This is a genomic window from Streptomyces sp. NPDC005706 (genome assembly GCF_040631045.1).
GTDB lineage: Bacteria > Actinomycetota > Actinomycetes > Streptomycetales > Streptomycetaceae > Streptomyces.
Window position 1 is genome coordinate 73,328 of the sequence record NZ_JBEXYS010000019.1, and the last position, 16,079, is coordinate 89,406.

The 16,079-nt window shown below is 74.1% G+C and carries 18 protein-coding genes; 14 read left to right on the forward strand and 4 right to left on the reverse strand.

All coding sequences use genetic code 11. From position 1 onward, the window contains the following. Positions 1-42: 42 nt before the first annotated feature. From ABZ478_RS26320 to ABZ478_RS26350, 7 genes are all read left to right on the forward strand, one after another. On the forward strand, positions 43-210 hold the full coding sequence (locus ABZ478_RS26320) for a hypothetical protein (protein WP_174266149.1): 168 nt from the start codon (positions 43-45) through the stop codon (positions 208-210). A 79-nt stretch (positions 211-289) separates the two neighbouring features. Next, positions 290-829 carry an HXXEE domain-containing protein gene (locus ABZ478_RS26325; RefSeq protein ID WP_359553115.1) on the forward strand — a complete coding sequence of 180 codons (540 nt, stop codon included), beginning with the start codon at positions 290-292 and terminating at the stop codon, positions 827-829. A gap of 60 nt (positions 830-889) precedes the next feature. Beyond that, the gene (locus tag ABZ478_RS26330; protein WP_359553116.1) at positions 890-1,795 is read left to right on the forward strand and encodes an aldo/keto reductase; all 906 of its coding nucleotides are present in this window, start codon (positions 890-892) and stop codon (positions 1,793-1,795) included. 148 nt (positions 1,796-1,943) lie between these two features. Continuing rightward, positions 1,944-2,315, forward strand: a complete 372-nt coding sequence (locus ABZ478_RS26335) for a BlaI/MecI/CopY family transcriptional regulator (RefSeq protein WP_359553117.1) — start codon at positions 1,944-1,946, stop codon at positions 2,313-2,315. Further along, positions 2,312-3,241: a M48 family metalloprotease gene (locus ABZ478_RS26340; RefSeq protein WP_359553118.1), complete on the forward strand. Its 930-nt coding sequence runs from the start codon at positions 2,312-2,314 to the stop codon at positions 3,239-3,241. The genes ABZ478_RS26335 and ABZ478_RS26340 overlap by 4 nt, the downstream gene beginning before the upstream one ends. Before the next feature lie 123 nt (positions 3,242-3,364). Continuing rightward, positions 3,365-3,772, forward strand: coding sequence for a VOC family protein (locus ABZ478_RS26345; RefSeq protein ID WP_359553119.1), 408 nt, complete (start codon positions 3,365-3,367; stop codon positions 3,770-3,772). A gap of 48 nt (positions 3,773-3,820) precedes the next feature. Then, positions 3,821-4,891 carry an adenosine deaminase gene (locus tag ABZ478_RS26350; protein ID WP_358934344.1) on the forward strand — a complete coding sequence of 357 codons (1,071 nt, stop codon included), beginning with the start codon at positions 3,821-3,823 and terminating at the stop codon, positions 4,889-4,891. Here the strand turns inward: ABZ478_RS26350 and ABZ478_RS26355 are convergent. Both ABZ478_RS26355 and ABZ478_RS26360 read right to left on the reverse strand, forming a co-directional pair. After that, on the reverse strand, positions 4,873-5,388 hold the full coding sequence (locus ABZ478_RS26355; RefSeq protein ID WP_359553120.1) for a DinB family protein: 516 nt from the start codon (positions 5,386-5,388) through the stop codon (positions 4,873-4,875). The two genes, ABZ478_RS26350 and ABZ478_RS26355, sit on opposite strands and share 19 nt — an antisense overlap. A gap of 100 nt (positions 5,389-5,488) precedes the next feature. Continuing rightward, positions 5,489-6,379 carry a LysR substrate-binding domain-containing protein gene (locus ABZ478_RS26360; protein ID WP_359553121.1) on the reverse strand — a complete coding sequence of 297 codons (891 nt, stop codon included), beginning with the start codon at positions 6,377-6,379 and terminating at the stop codon, positions 5,489-5,491. Between the two features lie 111 nt (positions 6,380-6,490). On the opposite strand from ABZ478_RS26360, the gene mgrA reads away from it, so the two are divergent. After that, complete coding sequence (gene mgrA / locus ABZ478_RS26365; RefSeq protein ID WP_359553122.1) at positions 6,491-7,483, forward strand: L-glyceraldehyde 3-phosphate reductase; 993 nt, start codon at positions 6,491-6,493, stop codon at positions 7,481-7,483. A 198-nt stretch (positions 7,484-7,681) separates the two neighbouring features. Here mgrA and ABZ478_RS26370 read toward each other — a convergent pair whose 3' ends face one another. After that, entirely contained in the window at positions 7,682-8,056 is a 375-nt protein-coding gene (locus tag ABZ478_RS26370; protein ID WP_359553123.1) for a nuclear transport factor 2 family protein, read from the reverse strand. Between the two features lie 311 nt (positions 8,057-8,367). On the opposite strand from ABZ478_RS26370, the gene ABZ478_RS26375 reads away from it, so the two are divergent. The 4 genes from ABZ478_RS26375 (at position 8,368) to ABZ478_RS26390 (ending at position 12,719) form a co-directional block, all read left to right on the forward strand. Beyond that, entirely contained in the window at positions 8,368-8,778 is a 411-nt protein-coding gene (locus ABZ478_RS26375) for a hypothetical protein (protein WP_359553124.1), read from the forward strand. Between the two features lie 82 nt (positions 8,779-8,860). After that, complete coding sequence (locus tag ABZ478_RS26380) at positions 8,861-11,212, forward strand: FHA domain-containing protein (protein WP_359553125.1); 2,352 nt, start codon at positions 8,861-8,863, stop codon at positions 11,210-11,212. Next, the gene (locus ABZ478_RS26385; protein WP_359553126.1) at positions 11,209-11,760 is read left to right on the forward strand and encodes a hypothetical protein; all 552 of its coding nucleotides are present in this window, start codon (positions 11,209-11,211) and stop codon (positions 11,758-11,760) included. The genes ABZ478_RS26380 and ABZ478_RS26385 overlap by 4 nt, the downstream gene beginning before the upstream one ends. Continuing rightward, positions 11,760-12,719 (forward strand): serine/threonine-protein kinase, encoded by a 960-nt coding sequence (locus ABZ478_RS26390; protein ID WP_359553127.1) that lies wholly within the window; start codon positions 11,760-11,762, stop codon positions 12,717-12,719. Before ABZ478_RS26385 ends, ABZ478_RS26390 begins: the two co-directional genes overlap by 1 nt. 39 nt (positions 12,720-12,758) lie before the next feature. On the opposite strand, the gene ABZ478_RS26395 is transcribed toward ABZ478_RS26390, so the two are convergent. After that, on the reverse strand, positions 12,759-14,039 hold the full coding sequence (locus ABZ478_RS26395) for a streptophobe family protein (protein ID WP_359553128.1): 1,281 nt from the start codon (positions 14,037-14,039) through the stop codon (positions 12,759-12,761). A 129-nt stretch (positions 14,040-14,168) separates the two neighbouring features. Between ABZ478_RS26395 and ABZ478_RS26400 the strand changes: the two genes are divergently transcribed. Together ABZ478_RS26400 and ABZ478_RS26405 are read left to right on the forward strand one after the other, a co-directional pair. Further along, a complete protein-coding gene (locus ABZ478_RS26400; RefSeq protein ID WP_359553129.1) occupies positions 14,169-15,464 on the forward strand; it encodes a DUF6777 domain-containing protein in 1,296 nt (431 codons plus the stop codon). Positions 15,465-15,587: 123 nt separating this feature from the next. Then, positions 15,588-16,040, forward strand: coding sequence for an ATP-binding protein (locus ABZ478_RS26405; RefSeq protein WP_359553130.1), 453 nt, complete (start codon positions 15,588-15,590; stop codon positions 16,038-16,040). Positions 16,041-16,079: the final 39 nt, after the last annotated feature.

Below are 16,079 nucleotides of genomic sequence, written 5' to 3' on the forward strand. Positions count from 1 at the left end.
GAACGGTCCGGGCCGGTGACGACGCAGGAGGTGTGAGCCGCCATGAGCGCACAGGTGCTGGAGCGATTCCCCGCGGGGTCCCCGCGCGGATCGTGGCCCGCGGAGGAGTACGCGGCCGCGCGCCGCGCCCAGGGCGAGGCCGCCACCGTGGTGATGGACCTGAAGTCGGACGCCTTCCTCGTCGTGGTGCCGGGACAGGACGAGGACTGACCGCCCCGCCGGACGACACGGCCGTCCCGGCGGGTGCCGGGCGAGAGGCCGTCAACTCCGTTTGACAGACTGCGGGTTCATGACACGAGAACCGCGGGATGTGGGTGCCTCAGTCACCCTGGGGCTGCTGGCCGCCTGGGCCGTGCACGACGCCGAGGAAGTGGTCATGGTGCCGCGCTGGGGGCGGACGCGGCTCCCGGAGCTGCGCGAGCGCTTCCCGGGCGTGCCGGACACGGTGTGGCGGTGTCTCGGGGCGGTGGACGGCCGCGAGTTCTCGACGGCCGTCGCCGCGATGGCCGTGGTGGTGGCGGCGGCCGCCGCCGAGGGCCGTCGCACCGGCGGCCGCTCCGCCTTCTATCAGACGGCGCTCGACGCCTTCGGCTTGCACGGCCTGGTGCACCTGGCCCAGGCGGCCGTGGTCCGGGGTTACACGCCGGGCTCGGTCACCACGCCGCTGGTGGTCCTTCCCTTCACCCTGTGGGCCCGTGGCCGTCTGCGCCGGTCCGGGGTCCTGCGCCCCGCCCGGCCGCTCGACGCCGTGCGGGGCCTGGCCTTCGCCGCGGCCGCCGCGACCGGCACCCACGTCCTGGCCCGGCGACTCGTGACCCACGGCGGCTGAGCGTGCCCCCGCGCTCCACAACCCGGTGCCCAGCGGGACACCGCGTGCGAGACTCCGCCGATGACCCACGAAACGATCACCGCAGCCGCCTCCGGCACCGTCCGTCTCGGCGACCTGACCGTCCACCGCATCGGCCTCGGTGCCATGCGGCTGACGGGCAGCGCCGCCTTCCACCTCGGCACCCCGAGCGACCGGGAGCGCTCCCTCGCCGTACTGCGCGGAGCCGTCGAACTCGGTGTGAACCACATCGACACGGCGGCCTTCTACTTCTCGTCCCTGCGCTCCGCCAACGAACTGATCAACACCGCGCTCTCCCCGTACCCCGACGACCTGGTCATCGTCACCAAGGTCGGCCCCCACCGCGACGAGCAGGGCGAGTGGAGCGCCGCGGCCCGCCCCGACGAGCTGCGCGGGCACGTGGAGGAGAACCTGCGCCAGCTCGGCCGTGACCACCTGGACGTCGTCAACTACCGCCGCCAGAGCCAGGATTCGATAGCCGAGCACTTCGGCGCCCTCGCCGAGCTGCGGGAGGCCGGGCTGATCCGGCACCTCGGCGTCTCCGGTGTCGAACCGCGGCACCTCGCCGAGGCCCTGAAGATCGCGCCGGTCGTGTGCGTGCAGAACCGGTACGCGGTGGACCGCCCCGGCCCGGTCGGCGACGAGATGCTGCGCCTGTGCGGCGAGCACGGCATCGCCTTCGTCCCCTTCTACGCCGTCGCCGGTGAGGCGGGGGAGCACGGCGCGACCTCCGCCCACGACGAGGCCGTCCTCTCCGCCGCCCGGGCGCACGGCGTGAGCGCCGCCCAGATCCGCATCGCCTGGACCCTGCACCAGGGCCCGCACGTCCTCGCCATCCCCGGTACCGGCGATCCCGCCCACCTCGTGCAGAACGTCGCCGCCGGCGCGCTGCGCCTCACCGGTGAGGAGCTCGCCCGGCTCGGTGCGGCCCGCTCCCGGACCCGCTGACCGCACGCCCCCACGCCCGCGCCGGCGGCGCGACCGGGGCGGAGCACATGACCACGGCAGCCGCACGGGTGGGCACGGCGCCCGGCCGACTACACTGGCGTAGCCGGTCCGGTGGGCCGTGGACAAGGACGGGGTGAGGAACGATCCGATGACCGACGCCAGGGACGCGCGCAGGCCGGCCGGTGAACTCGAAGCGAGCGTGATGGCCGCCCTCTGGGCCGCCGGCACGCCCCGGACACCCGGCGAGGTCCAGCTCGGCCTCGGCGGCGGCCTCGCCCGTACGACGGTCACGACGATCCTGACCCGGCTGCACGACAAGGGCATCGTCGGCCGGCGGCGCCAGGGCCGCGGCTACGCCTACTTCCCGGTCCAGGACGCCCAGGGCCTGACCGCCCGCCGGATGCACACCGAGCTCGACCGGGACACCGACCGCGAGACCGTCCTCGCCCGCTTCGTCGCCCAGCTCAGCCCCGGCGACGAACGCATCCTGCGGGACCTGCTGGAGCCCGGCGACCAATGACCGCCCTGCTCCTGCTGCCGCTGCTGCTGCCGTTCGCCCTGCCGGCCCTGGCCCGCCGGGCGCTCGACCGGCTGGCCCCGGCCGTCGCGCTGTGGGCGGTCACCGCGTGCGCGGTCGTCCTGGCGGGCTGCTCGCTGGGCGCGCTCGGCGTCTTCCTGCTGACGGGCCTGCTCAAGCTGCCGCTGTTCGCCGCGCTCGGTGAGCTGATCCATCCCCTGCGCACCGCCTCGGACCTCGTGGTCCTGCCCGCCGCCGCGGTCTCCGTCGGAGCCCTCGCGGTGTGCGTCGCGACTCTGGCCCGCTCCGTCCTGCGCCAGGCCCGTGCCTTGCGGACCGCCCGCACGGAGGCCGGGCGCGGGCCCGCCGCGGGCGACCTGTGCGTGGTGGACTCCGTCCGCCCGGACGCCTACGCCCTGCCCGGCCGACCGCACCGGATCGTCGTCACCACCGCCATGCTGCGCTGTCTCGACGCCCCCGAGCGTGAGGCGCTGTTCGCGCACGAGCGGGCGCACAACGAGGGCGGCCACCACTACTTCCTCGCCGCCGCCGAACTCGCGGCGCACTGCCACCCCGCCCTCCGCCCGGTCCGCGACAGCATCCGGCTCGCCGCCGAGCGCGCCGCCGACGAGGCCGCCGCCGCCCGGGTCGGGGACCGCCGCCTGACCGCCCGTGCCATCGCCCGCGCCGCCCTCGCGGCCCAGGCCGACCACTCCGGACGGCCCGCCTTCGCCGCCGCCGCGACGGACGGCCCGGTCCCGCACCGGGTCCGCGCCCTGCTGGCCGGCGCCCGCGCTCCCCGCCGGGCCGGCCGCCCGATCGCCGCACTGCTCCTCGTCTGCGCCGCCGTCTCCTGCGTGGCCTCGGCGGCCGGCCTGGCCGACGTCCACCACCGGGTCGAGATCGCCCAGGGCGATCAGAGCCCGTAACCGGACCGCCGGACCACGAGCCCGCGTCCACCCACCTGTGCGTCACCTTCGCGACGGTGACTGGCGCTCGCGGGGTTTTACGTATAACCTCACCCGCCAGTCCACCCCCACCGGAAGGCCCCGATGCGTCACGTCGCCCTTGTCACCCTCGTCGTGGACGACTACGACGAGGCCATCCGCTTCTACACCGGTCCCCTGGGGTTCCGGCTGGCCGAGGACGAGCCCCGGCCGGACGGCTCCCGCTGGGTCGTCGTGGAACCGGACGCGCGGGGTGGGGCCGCGGCGGGCCACGGCACCGGACTGCTGCTCGCCCGGGCCAAGGACGAGGAGCAGCGCACCCGGGTGGGGGACCAGACCGGCGGCCGCGTCGGGTTCTTCCTGCACACCGACGACTTCGCCCGCGACCGCGCCCGGATGGCCGCCGCCGGCGTGACCTTCCTGGAGGAGCCGCGGCAGGAGCCGTACGGCACGGTCGCCGTCTTCCAGGACCTGTACGGCAACCGCTGGGACCTGCTCCAGCCCGCCGGCTGACACCCCTCCTCCCGCCAACCCGAACCACCCGCCCAAGGAAAGAACGCCATGACCGCTACGCGCGTAGACACCGACGTCGTCCGCCGCCTGCCCAAGGCCGTCCTGCATGACCACCTCGACGGCGGCCTGCGCCCCGCCACCGTCGTGGACCTCGCCGCCGCGGTCGGCCACACCCTGCCCACCACCGACCCCGACGAGCTGGCCGCCTGGTACTTCGAGGCCGCCAACTCCGGCGACCTGGTCCGCTACATAGCCACCTTCGAGCACACCCTTGCCGTCATGCAGAACCGCGAGGGCCTGCTGCGGGTCGCCGAGGAGTACGTCCTCGACCTCGCCGCCGACGGGGTCGTCTACGCCGAGGTGCGCTACGCCCCCGAGCTGAACACCAGGGGCGGGCTGTCGATGCGCGAGGTCGTGGAGACGGTCCAGGAGGGCCTCGCCGCCGGCATGGCCAAGGCGGCCGCCGCCGGTACCCCGGTGCGCGTCGGCACCCTGCTCTGCGGCATGCGGATGTTCGACCGCGTCCGCGAGGCCGCCGACCTGGCCGTCGCCTACCGCGACGCGGGCGTCGTCGGCTTCGACATCGCCGGCGCCGAGGACGGCTTCCCGCCCGCCGACCACCTGGCCGCCTTCGAGCACCTGCGCCGCGAGAACGTGCCGTTCACCATCCACGCCGGTGAGGCGCACGGCCTGCCCAGCATCCACCAGGCCCTGCAGGTGTGCGGCGCCCAGCGCATCGGCCACGGTGTGCGCATCACCGAGGACATCGTGGACGGCAAGCTCGGCCGGCTGGCCGGCTGGGTGCGCGACCGCCGCGTCCCGCTGGAGATGTGCCCGACCTCCAACCTCCAGACCGGCTGCGCAGACTCGATCGCAGGGCACCCCATCACCGCGCTGAAGGACCTCGGCTTCCGGGTCACCCTCAACACCGACAACCGTCTGGTGTCGGGCACGACGATGACCCGGGAGATGTCCCTGCTGGTCGAGGAGGCCGGCTGGACGGTGGAGGACCTGCGCACGGTCACCGTGAACGCCGTCAAGAGCGCGTTCATCCCGTTCGACGAGCGCAGGGCGCTCCTCGAGGACGTGGTCCTGCCGGGTTACGCGGCCGCGCTCTGAGCGAGCCCCCGCAGGTAGGCGGCCTGTCCGACGTGCTGGAGATCGTCGGACAGGACGCTCACCAGGCGCGCGCCCAGCGTGACCGGCGGGTCCCAGCGCTCGTCCACGATCCGTTCCAGGTCCTTGGCGGCGAGGCCGCGCAGGGCGCCCAGGGTCTGCTCGTGCACGGCGTCGTGGTACCCGGTGAGCAGCTCCGCCGACTCGACGCGCACCTTGGCGACCTTCTCCGGGCCGTGCCCGTAACCGGTGTCGTGGCGGGGCAGGTCCAGGCCGAGGCGCTTCTCCCAGCCCTGGGAGAGCCAGACCTGGTCGAGGCCGAAGGCGTCGGCGACGTGGTCGTCCTGCACCCGGGTGAGGTGCCAGACGAGCCAGGCGGCGGAGTTGGCGCCGGGCGCCGGACGGAAGTGCAGCTCGTCGGGTCCCATGCCCTTCAGGGCGGCGTGGACTTCTTCCTGGATGCGGCCGTAGCCGTCGATGAGGATGTCCTTGGCATGCATGACGTCCACCATCGCGCATCGCGCCCGCCCACGCGTCCGCAACCGCCCGTCCGGCCGAGCCGTCGCCGGGCCTGCCACCCGGCCCGCCGGGCGGTTCCCGTCAGGGAGCCACGCCGTCCGTCTCCAGAAGCGTGACCAGGGCGCGGGCCGCGGGGCTGGTGGCGCGCTCCGGGGGCAGCAGGGCGACGGTCTCGTACTCCGCCTCGACCGCCCCCTTCACCGGCAGCGCCGTCAGCGAGGGGCGCTTGTGCCGGAAGTGCCGCGGCACCACGGCGATGCCGAGGTTCTCGTCGACCAGGTCCAGCAGGCTGTGCACGTCGTTGACCTCCAGCGCGACCGTGCGCCGGACACCGGCCGCGGTGAAGGCGGCGTCGGTGGTGCGGCGCGGGCCCCAGTCCGGGTGGAAGTCCACGAACACCTCGCCGGCCAGGTCGTCCGGCGCGAGCACCGAGCCGGCCCCGGCGAGCCGGTGGCTCGGATGGCACAGCACCGTCATCGGCTCGCTGGTCAGCGACACCGAGCGGAGCTGGTCGGTGTCCGCCTGGGTGCGGTAGGCGAAGGCCAGGTCCAGCCGCCCGGCGGCCACCTCCTCGGCCAGTGCCCCCGAGCCGGCCTGCCGCAGCCGGATCTCCACGTCCGGGTGGCGGCGCCGGAAGGCCGCCAGCAGCCCCGCCACATGCACCCCGGCGATGCACTGCTCGGTGCCCAGCGCCAGCGTGCCGCGCAGCACGCCCTGCACCGCGGCCACCGCCTCGTGCGCCGAGCGCACCTGCGCCAGGATCCGCTCGGCCTCCACCAGCAGCGCCCGCCCCGCCTCGGTGAGCGTCACCCGGCGGGTGGTCCGCACGAACAGCGGCGCCCGCAACTCCCGCTCCAGCGCCCGGATCGAGGCCGACAGGCCGGACTGGGACACCATGAGGCGCTCGGCGGCCCGGGTGAAGTGCTGGTCCTCGGCGACCGCGACGAAGTGCTGGAGATGGCGCAGTTCCATGATTGAGAAGCCTATCCGCTGAATTCCATCGGATTCTTCTGTTGGACCGCTGCCCGGCGTTCGGTGAAGAGTGGAACTGGTAGATCTTGTGCCAACCCCTCTGGAGTCGCGTTGTACACCGCACGTCCCGACCGCTACACCGACATGCCCTACCGGCGCACCGGACGCAGCGGCCTGAAGCTCCCCGCGCTGTCGCTCGGCCTGTGGCACAACTTCGGGCCCGACCGGCCCGCCGAGACCCAGCGCGCCATCCTGCGCCGCGCCTTCGACCTCGGCGTCACCCACTTCGACCTGGCCAACAACTACGGCCCGCCGCCCGGTGCCGCCGAGTCCGCCCTCGGCGAGGCACTGAAGGCCGACTTCACGCCCTACCGCGACGAGCTGGTGATCTCCACCAAGGCCGGCTACCTGATGTGGCCCGGCCCGTACGGCGAATGGGGCTCGCGCAAGTACCTGCTGTCCTCGCTCGACCAGAGCCTGAAGCGCATGGGCCTGGACTACGTCGACATCTTCTACTCGCACCGCTTCGACCCGGACACTCCGCTGGAGGAGACGATGGGGGCCCTGCACACGGCGGTGCGGCAGGGCAAGGCGCTGTACGTCGGCGTCTCCAACTACTCCGCCGAGCAGACCCGTGAGGCCGCCCGGATCCTCGCGGATCTCGGCACCCCGCTCCTCGTCCACCAGCCGCGCTACTCGATGCTCGACCGGCGCCCCGAGGACGAGGGCGTGCTGGACGCCCTGGACGAGATCCAGGCCGGCTCCGTCGTCTACTCCCCGCTGGAGCAGGGCCTGCTCACCGGGCGTTATCTCGACGGCATCCCGGAGGACTCCCGGGCCGCGAGCGACAGCCCGTTCCTGAACTCGGACGCCGTCACCGAGGACCTGGTCGGCCGGCTGCGCGCCCTGAACGAGATCGCGGAGTCCCGCGGGCAGACCCTGGCCCAGCTCGCCCTGGCCTGGGTGCTGCGCGGGGGCCGGGTCACCTCCGCGCTGGTCGGAGCGAGCAGCCCGCGGCAGCTCGAGGACAGCGTCGGCGCGGTGCGCAATCTCGACTTCGACGACGAGGAACTGGCGCGTATCGACGCCGTCGTGAAGGGCTGAGAACACGGCCTCCGCGAAGCCTGAGAACACGGCCTCCGTAAAGGGCTGAGAACAGCGGGAACGGCGGCCGGACCATCGGTGTCCGGCCGCCGTTCGTGCCGCCACGGGCACCACGGGCCGCGATTTCCGTGCGGCACCGTGGTGCGTTCCCGAATTGCGAATCCGGAATTCCGTTCGGTGTCGTCGCCGGTCCCGGCCTCAGGCCGCCGGCGGAACCCGGTCCAGGAAACCCAGCACCTGCCGGATGCGGCCCTCGCCGTCCAGGGTGACCACGTCGAACCCGGCCACCGGGGCCGACCCGTCCGCCTCGTTCACCAGTTCCCAGCCGAAGCGCGCGATGTCGTGGTGCCCGTCCACCGCGCCGTGGGGGCGGAACACGAAGCCGGGGAACTGCTCGTGGACCGCCGCGATCACGGCCGCGATGCCCTCGTGGCCGCGCACCTCGGCCAGCGGGTCGGTGTAGCCGCCGTCCTCCGTCCATGCCTCGGCGACCGCCTTCCGCAGCGCCTCCGGCTCGACGGCGTTCCAGGCCTCGAAGTAACGGGCGACGGTGCTCTCATAGTTCACGGACATGGTGAATCAGCCTCCATCGAGGTCGTAACCGCTGGTCAGGAACCGGATCCGGGATTCGCCGATCCGGTGTGACCACCATGCCCGAGCGGCCCGGGGCCGGTCGATTACCTCCCGGGTAATGACGCGTCTCCGTATACCCGGGGGATTTCGGCCAGATAGTGCGGTGAATATGCCAGGAGACTGGCCGGAAAGTCATGGTGACAGTGTTTCGGGAGTGGCGATACTCGAATAGCAGGGGCACTTCACCGCACAGGAGCCGCACGGAGAGCGAGGGCCGGCCGGCACACCAGCGAGGCGACGGGGGAGTGATCGTGCACGACGAATTCCTGTGCCATGTCACCGCGTACGGCACGTGCGGCGGGCGGCGTATCGGCGTTCCGCTCGGTACCTATCGCGCGCCCACGCTGGCGCTGGCCCTGTGGTGGCTGCGCGACCGGGCGTCCTGGATAGCCGAGCGGCTGGACCCGAGCCCACAGGACGCCGCCTTCCCGGCCGCGGCGCTGGTCCCGGTGGCGGACACGGTGGCCGACGTCCCGGCCCTGCTGCGCGCCTGGTGCGCCGACGGCGCCCGGCAGGAGCTGATCGCGGACGAACTGGCGGGCGGACGACTGGTGCGGATCGCGGCCAGCGACGACACCACCGAGTACGAGCTGCTCGCCGAGTCGGTGGACGCCCTGCGCATGCAGCGCACCCTCCCGGCGCTCGTCGTGCCCGTCGCCTGACACGTGCCACGGTGCCCGCCGGGCGCCGCCCGTCGTCTCGGCGCCCGGGCGCACGAATGGTCGAATCGGTACAATTCTGGGCATGGCGGAGCGGCCAATCGCCCCGGCGGCACCCGAACTCGTGCTCGAGACCGACGCGGGCTCCACGGTGATGAACCCGGGCCACGACTATCACGTCGGGCGCGATCCGCTGAGCGACATCGTGTTCGACGACGACCGGGTCTCGTGGCACCACGCGGTGCTCCGCTGCGACCACGACCGCTGGACGCTGCGGGACGCGCAGAGCACCAACGGCACCTACGCCGACGGCCTGCGCATCGACGAGTGGGACGTCCGCCCCGGCAGCGTCATACGCTTCGGCAACCCCTCCGACGGCCCCCGTGCCGTCCCCGTGGGCCCGGCCGAGCCCGCCGCGCACGGTCCCTCGGTCGTCTCGCACCCGGAGCTGACCGGTACCTACCGGGCCCCGAGCAGCGTCCGGCCGCTGCCCGTCCGCACCATCCGCATCGGACGGGCCGAGGACAACGACCTCGTCGTCGACGACCTGACCGTCTCCCGCCACCACGCCGAACTGCGCGCCCACGCCGACGGCAGCTACGAGATCGCCGACCTCGGCAGCCACAACGGCACCTATCTCAACGGCGCCCCCGTCACCCAGGCGCCGGTCGGCCCGGGCGACCTCGTCGGCATCGGTCACATCACCTACTGCCTGGTCGACGACGAACTGCAGGAGTACGTCGACACCGGCGAGGTCTCGCTCGACGTGCAGGACCTCACGGTCACCGTCGACGACGGCGGCAAGGTCATCCTCGACCACGTCTCCTTCCCGGTGGGGGAGAAGTGCCTGCTCGCGGTCGTCGGGCCGAGCGGCTCCGGAAAGTCCACGCTGCTCGGCGCCCTCACCGGACAGCGCCCCGCCGATCACGGCACCGTCCTGTACGACGGCCGCGACCTCTACCACGACTACGCGGAACTGTGCCGGCGCATCGGCCTGGTCCCCCAGGACGACATCCTGCACCCCCAGCTCACCGTGGGCGCCGCCCTGTCCTACGCCGCCGAGCTGCGCTTTCCCGGCGACACCGCGCGGGCCGAACGGCGGGCCCGGGTGGACGAGGTGATCCGGGAGCTGGGCCTGGAGGCACGGGCCGACCAGAGCGTGCACAGCCTCTCCGGCGGCCAGCGCAAGCGGGTCAGCGTGGCCCTGGAGCTGCTGACCAAACCGTCCCTGCTCTTCCTCGACGAGCCGACCTCGGGACTCGACCCAGGTATGGACCGGTCGGTGATGCACATGCTGCGCGGCCTCGCCGACGACGGCCGCACCGTCATCGTCGTCACGCACAGCGTGCTCAGCCTCGACGTCTGCGACCGCCTGCTGGTGCTCGCCCCCGGCGGCCGGATCGCCTACTACGGCCGGCCCGAGGACGCCCTCGCCTTCTTCGGCTTCGAGCAGTGGCCGGAGGCCTTCGAGGCCTTCGACCGCGACCAGGACCGCGACTGGGCGGAGGAGTACCGCGACTCCCCGTTCCACCGGTACTACGTCACCGAGGCCGGCTCCCAGCCCCGCCTGCCGTCCGCCGCGGCGGACGTACCCGTGCCACCGCTCCGCCCCCGCGGCTGGGGCGCCCAGCTCCGCACCCTCGTGCGCCGCTACACCGCCGTCCTCGCCGCCGACCGCACCTTCCTCGCCGTGATGATCGCGCTGCCGTTCGTCATGGGCGCCATGGCCCGGGCCCTGGCCGGCAGCCGGCTCACCCGGGACACCGCGATGAACGCGCTGCTCATCCTGTGCGTCGGCGCCGTGCTCACCGGGGCCGCCAACGCGGTCCGCGAACTCGTCAAGGAACGCGCGGTCTACCGGCGTGAACGCGCCGTCGGCCTGCCCAGATCGGCGTATCTGATGTCCAAGGTGGTGGTGCTCGGCACGGTCACGGTCGTCCAGGCCGTCGTCCTCACCCAGGTCGCCCTGCTCGGCGTGGACCTGAACGCCCCCGGCGGCCGGGGCGTCCTGCTGCCACCGCTCGCCGAGATCACCCTCGCCGTCGCGCTGCTGGCCTTCACGGCGATGATGCTCGGTCTGCTGGTCTCCGCGCTGGTGCGCAAGGAGGAGGTGACGATGCCGCTGCTGGTGCTCCTCGCCATCGTCCAGGTCGTCTTCTGCGGCGCGCTGCTCCCGCTGCACGGCGTGCCCGGCCTGGAACAGCTGTCCTGGCTGGTGCCCGCCCGCTGGGCGCTCGGCGCCATGGCCGGCACGATCGGGCTCGCCCGGATCGTGCCGGGCACCGTCACCGCCGACCCGCTGTTCCGGCACTCGGCCGGGGTCTGGCTGCTGGATCTGGGCATGCTGCTGGTGCTCTCCGCCGTCTACGGCCTGCTGGTCGTCCCGCTGCTGCGCCGGCACGAACCCGCCGTGATGCGGAAACGGGCGGCCCGATGAGCGGACAGCACCCCTGCGTGTTCCGGCCGACCCACGTCGTGCCGCCCGACGGCATGCCGGCCTGGGAGGCCCCCGACCCGGCCCGCCCCACGGTGTCCCTCGACCCGCTGCTGCCCGTCGAACTGGTCGAACGGCTCGGCGAATGGGCACACATCCGCTGCGCCAACGGCTGGGCCGCCTGGGTCGACGGCCGCCACCTGGTCGCCGTACCCCGGGACCCGCCCGCCGCCGGAAAGCCGCCCGCCGCCACCGCGGACCCGCTCCCCCTGCTGGCCCGCGCCGAACGGGCCCTGGCCGGCTACCGGGCGGCCGTCCGCGAGCTCGCGGACGGCGGGCTGGACGGCCGGGCCTTCGAGGACCGCACCCGCGCGCTGCGCATCGGGATCGTGGTCGACGGCGAGTCGATGTGGGTCTACGACCCCGACGAGGGCCGCTGGATGTACGGCGACGGACGCCGGCTGCACACCTACGCCACCGAGCGCCCGGCCTCCGGCGGCACGCCCGATCACGCCCCCACCCGGTACGCCGCCCCCAGGGGTGAGCCCTGATGGCCGGCCGGACGGACCTGTCCCCGGGGCGGCCCCCGGAACTGACCGGGCACCGGGTGGCGGACTACCTGCTCGAGAGCGTGATCGGCCGCGGCGGCATGGCCGTCGTCTACCGCGCCCGAGACCTGCGCCTGGACCGCACCGTCGCGCTCAAGCTGCTCGCCCCGGAACTCGCCCGCAACGACACCTTCCGCAGGCGTTTCACCCACGAGTCCCGGGTGGCCGCCGCCATCGACCACCCGCACATCGTGCCCGTCTTCGAGGCCGGCGAGACGGACGGCGTGCTCTACATCGCCATGCGCTACGTCCCCGGCAGCGACCTGCGCCATCTGCTCGACGAGCGCGGACCGCTGCCCTTCGTCGACGCCGTGCGCATCGCCGCCCAGGTGGCCTCCGCGCTGGACGCCGCCCACGAGCACGGCCTGGTCCACCGGGACGTGAAACCCGGGAACGTCCTGATCGCCCGCGGCACCGACAGCGACCACCCCGAGCACGTCTACCTCACCGACTTCGGGCTGACCAAGAAATCGCTGTCCCTGACCGGGTTCACCAGCGTCGGCCAGTTCGTCGGCACCCTCGACTACGTGGCCCCGGAACAGATCTCCGGCCGGCCCGTCGACGGCCGCTGCGACGTCTACGGCCTGGCCTGCGTCGTCCAGGAGACCCTGACCGGACGCCCGCCCTTCCGGCGCGAGGACGACATGGCCCTGCTGTGGGCCCACCAGTACGCCGACCCAGACCCGCCCAGCGCCGTCCGCCCCGGCCTGCCCCGAGGGGTCGACTCGGTCTTCGCCCGGGCGCTCGCCAAGAGCCCGGACGCCCGCTACGGCACCTGCCTCGACTTCGTCGCCGCCCTGCGTGCCGCCCCCGCCCCCACGGCACCGGACCACCCTGCGCCGGTCGAACCCCAGCCGCCACCGCGATGGGCCGAACCGGTCTTCCGCCGCCCCGGACCCTAGGGCCGGTCGAGCCGGACAGTCGCTGACCGCAGGGCCCGGTCAGGCCGGGCCCTCGGGGACGTCGACCCGGCCCCGCCGAAGCACCGGCCGGGCCAGCAGGGCGCCCAGGAAGCCGGTGGCCAGCCCCCACAGCGCGCCCAGGCTCACCGCCTGCCACAGCCGGGGTCTGAGGAACAGCTCCCCGGACAGTCCGCCGCCCAGATCACCGATGCCGAGCAGCGACAGCCCGTAGTGCGCCGAGATCCGGCAGAGCAGGCAGACCATCAGTACCGTCAGGGCCAGGGCGACGGCCAGGCGCACCGCGTGCTGCCACGCCCGGACCCCGGCCGGGCACCGTGCCGCCATCAGGAAGGCCACCGCCGACGTCAGCACCACCTGGGCGACCAGCAGCCACCACATCCCGCTGTCCCGCTCGGTGAGCGTGCGCAGGTTCAGCGTGGCGATGCCCGGCCCGCGCAGGACGTGGTCCAGCGCCTCGGGCATCGGCAGCCCGAAGGGACCGTCCACCCGGCCGTTCCAGGTGGCGCCCTGGCCGAGGGTGAGCGCGAGCCAGGCCAGGTTGGGCAGCCCTAGCAGGATCACCGCGAACGTCTCGGCGGGGTGCCCGCGTGCCGCCACCGACACCAGCGCCACGACGAGGCCGACGGCGACGTAGCCGAGCAGCAGCAGGACCATGGCGTGCGCGGCCGGGCGCACCGGCTCGCGCAGCCGCAGCAGCCGCCCGGGCAGCGGCGCGCCGGGTGCCACCAGCAGGGCGAGCAGCAGCACCCCGGCCAGCCACAGCAGCCCGAACAGCACGGTCAGCGGCACATCGGCGGTGAACCCGACCGTCGGCGCCCCGCCGAACAGATCGGTGAGATCGCTGAGTGTGCCGTCACCCACGTCCACGGCGAAGGTCCGGCGGGCGGTGAGGCCGAGGCCGATCAGCGCGAGCAGCCAGAGCAGCGCGATCCGGGCTGCCCAGCCGGCCAGCTCCCCGGCCGAGGCGACCGCCCGGTGCCGAAGCGGCCGCAGGAAGCCCGCGCCGATCACCAGGGCCCCGGCCAGGGTCACGGAGAGCGGCATGACGGTGAGTCCGGCCCCGGTCCGCGCCAGCGGACCCGCGTCTCCGGTGAGTTCGAGCGTGCCGCCGACCGCCGTCACCACGGTCGCGGTCACGACCGGCCCGAACGCGCCGTCGGGCAGCCCCGCGGCGCCGGCCGCCCACAGCCCGAGTGCCGCGAGGACGAACATCGCCGCCAGCCCGGACAGCACCGTCACCACGGCCCGCACCCAGCCGTGGCGGGCGGCGGGCCGTGCGGCGGCGGGCACAGGGTTCACCCTTGTCAGGCTAGGCAGGGCCGGGGCGCCCCGCTCGCCGGACGAGCCGTCCGGCGTCGGCTTGCGAGCGCCGGGGGAGCGGGGCACACAATCTGCTATGAGCCGCGATCGCGACGGGAAGAAGTGCTCGTGAGCGTCGAACCTCCGTCCTCGGGACGTCCGACGGGGCCACCCTCCGGCCCGCTGTCGGGACCCTCCCAGCCACCCACGGGACCACCCGCGCCACCGCCGGGCGGCTCCGGGCCCCGGGGCGGGGGAGGGGAGCCGCACCGGCCGTGGTGGAAGTCCGCTCCGCGCGTGGCCGCGCTCACCGCGGCCGTGGTCGCGGTGGCCGTCCTGGCGGTGGTCCTCACCCGGCCCGGCACCGGCTCCTCCGCCAGGGGCGGCGAGGTCTTCCTGCAGCCCGCGAGCCAGACCGGTCCGGACCCCTTCACGGAGTCGACCGTGCGGAAGCCGGGCGCGCCGACCTCCACACCGAGGACACCCTCACCCGGCACCCCGACGGCGCCCTCCGCGCCCGCGAACGCGGTGCGCGGGGTGGACGGAGGCGCCCCGGGGCTCTACAGCGGGGTCAGGAACCGTCCGAGCTGTGACGTGGAGAAGCAGATCAGGGCCCTGCGGGCCGACCCGGCGAGGAATCGCGCCTACGCCGCCGCGGCCGGCGTCCGGCCGTCCGACGTCCCCGCCCACCTGCGGTCGCTCACCCCGGTCACGCTGCGCGCGGACACCCGCGTCACCAGCCACGGCTACCGCGACGGCCGCGCCACCGGCTTCCAGGCGGTCCTCCAGGCCGGCACCGCCGTCCTGGTCGACGGACACGGCGTACCCCGCGCCCGCTGCGCCTGCGGCAACCCCCTCACCCCGCCGGTCGCGCAGCGCGGCACCGTGCGGCTGACCGGCGCCCGCTGGCCCTCCTACAGGTCGTCGGACGTCGTCGTGGTGACGCCCGCCCGGGCGGCCGTCAAGATCTTCGTGATCTACGACCCCCAGGGCGACGGCTGGTTCCGCCGGGAGCCCGGCGACGGCACCGGCCGCCGGGACGAGCCCACCGCACCACCGAAGGACACGCACCCCTGGATCCCGCCGGCCGGCTGTGTGTCACCCGGGGCGACCGGCGCCTCGGGCCGGTCCTGTCCGCCGACGCCGAGCCTGAGCAATACGTCCGGGTCGCCCTCGTCCTCCCCGGCTCCGTCCGGCTCGGGTTCGCGCCCGCCGTCGTCCGAGCCCACCTCGCAGGCGCCGTCGTCCGAGCCGCCCCCGACCGGGACACCGTCCTCGGCGCCCTCGACCGAGGCGCCCCCGACCGAGGCGCCGCCCTCCGCGCCCCCGCCGGGGAGCCCTTCGTCCGCGCCCTCCGCGCCCGGATCCGAACCGGCCCGGAGCGCGTCCTCGGGGACGCCCGCGGGGACCCGGCCGGCGGCGTGACCGGCGGGCATGACAGTCTGTGCGCGGTGGGCGAACGCACCGGGGGACTGCCGCGCCCGGCTCTGGGTACGAGGACAGGTGCAACAGCGACCGGCCGGACCGGGCCTTCCGAGAGAGACACGCATGACCGAGCACCTGGGCGGGGCAGTGATACCGACTGGTTTCGACGTACCCGTGGAGCCGCTGAGACGCGCGGCGCACTACACCGGCGAACCCGGATGCATCGCCGAGGCCCGGGCCTTCGCGGCCCAGTTCATGGAGCAGCTCAGGCACGAGTGGTGCGCCGGCATCGACGGCCGGACGGACGGCGAGCTGCTCCTCGTCGTGAGCGAACTGGTCACCAACGCCGACCGGCACAGCAGCGGCCCGTACATCCTGGAGCTGGAGGGCACGGACGCTTCGGTCACCGTCGCGGTCTACGACAGCAGCGCCACGCTGCCCCGGCGCTATCCGAAGAACCCCGAGCGCGTCGGCCGGCACGGTCTGGAGATCGTGCACGCGGTGGCGGCCCAGGTCACCGTGGAGCGCGTGCCGGTCGGCAAGCGCGTGTGCGCGCGGGTCGAACTGAAGCGGTGAACTCTCCGGCGGTCCCGGTCCGGTTCCGCGGCAGGCAGA

What these genes read in the sequence shown, in the direction of transcription:
- ABZ478_RS26320 (WP_174266149.1), top strand. Translation starts at nt 43, where the DNA reads ATGAGCGCACAGGTGCTGGAGCGATTCCCCGCGGGGTCCCCGCGCGGA.
- ABZ478_RS26325 (WP_359553115.1), top strand. Translation starts at nt 290, where the DNA reads ATGACACGAGAACCGCGGGATGTGGGTGCCTCAGTCACCCTGGGGCTG.
- ABZ478_RS26330 (WP_359553116.1), top strand. Translation starts at nt 890, where the DNA reads ATGACCCACGAAACGATCACCGCAGCCGCCTCCGGCACCGTCCGTCTC.
- ABZ478_RS26335 (WP_359553117.1), top strand. Translation starts at nt 1,944, where the DNA reads ATGACCGACGCCAGGGACGCGCGCAGGCCGGCCGGTGAACTCGAAGCG.
- ABZ478_RS26340 (WP_359553118.1), top strand. Translation starts at nt 2,312, where the DNA reads ATGACCGCCCTGCTCCTGCTGCCGCTGCTGCTGCCGTTCGCCCTGCCG.
- ABZ478_RS26345 (WP_359553119.1), top strand. Translation starts at nt 3,365, where the DNA reads ATGCGTCACGTCGCCCTTGTCACCCTCGTCGTGGACGACTACGACGAG.
- ABZ478_RS26350 (WP_358934344.1), top strand. Translation starts at nt 3,821, where the DNA reads ATGACCGCTACGCGCGTAGACACCGACGTCGTCCGCCGCCTGCCCAAG.
- ABZ478_RS26355 (WP_359553120.1), bottom strand. Translation starts at nt 5,388, where the DNA reads ATGCATGCCAAGGACATCCTCATCGACGGCTACGGCCGCATCCAGGAA.
- ABZ478_RS26360 (WP_359553121.1), bottom strand. Translation starts at nt 6,379, where the DNA reads ATGGAACTGCGCCATCTCCAGCACTTCGTCGCGGTCGCCGAGGACCAG.
- ABZ478_RS26370 (WP_359553123.1), bottom strand. Translation starts at nt 8,056, where the DNA reads ATGTCCGTGAACTATGAGAGCACCGTCGCCCGTTACTTCGAGGCCTGG.
- ABZ478_RS26380 (WP_359553125.1), top strand. Translation starts at nt 8,861, where the DNA reads ATGGCGGAGCGGCCAATCGCCCCGGCGGCACCCGAACTCGTGCTCGAG.
- ABZ478_RS26385 (WP_359553126.1), top strand. Translation starts at nt 11,209, where the DNA reads ATGAGCGGACAGCACCCCTGCGTGTTCCGGCCGACCCACGTCGTGCCG.
- ABZ478_RS26390 (WP_359553127.1), top strand. Translation starts at nt 11,760, where the DNA reads ATGGCCGGCCGGACGGACCTGTCCCCGGGGCGGCCCCCGGAACTGACC.
- ABZ478_RS26405 (WP_359553130.1), top strand. Translation starts at nt 15,588, where the DNA reads ATGACCGAGCACCTGGGCGGGGCAGTGATACCGACTGGTTTCGACGTA.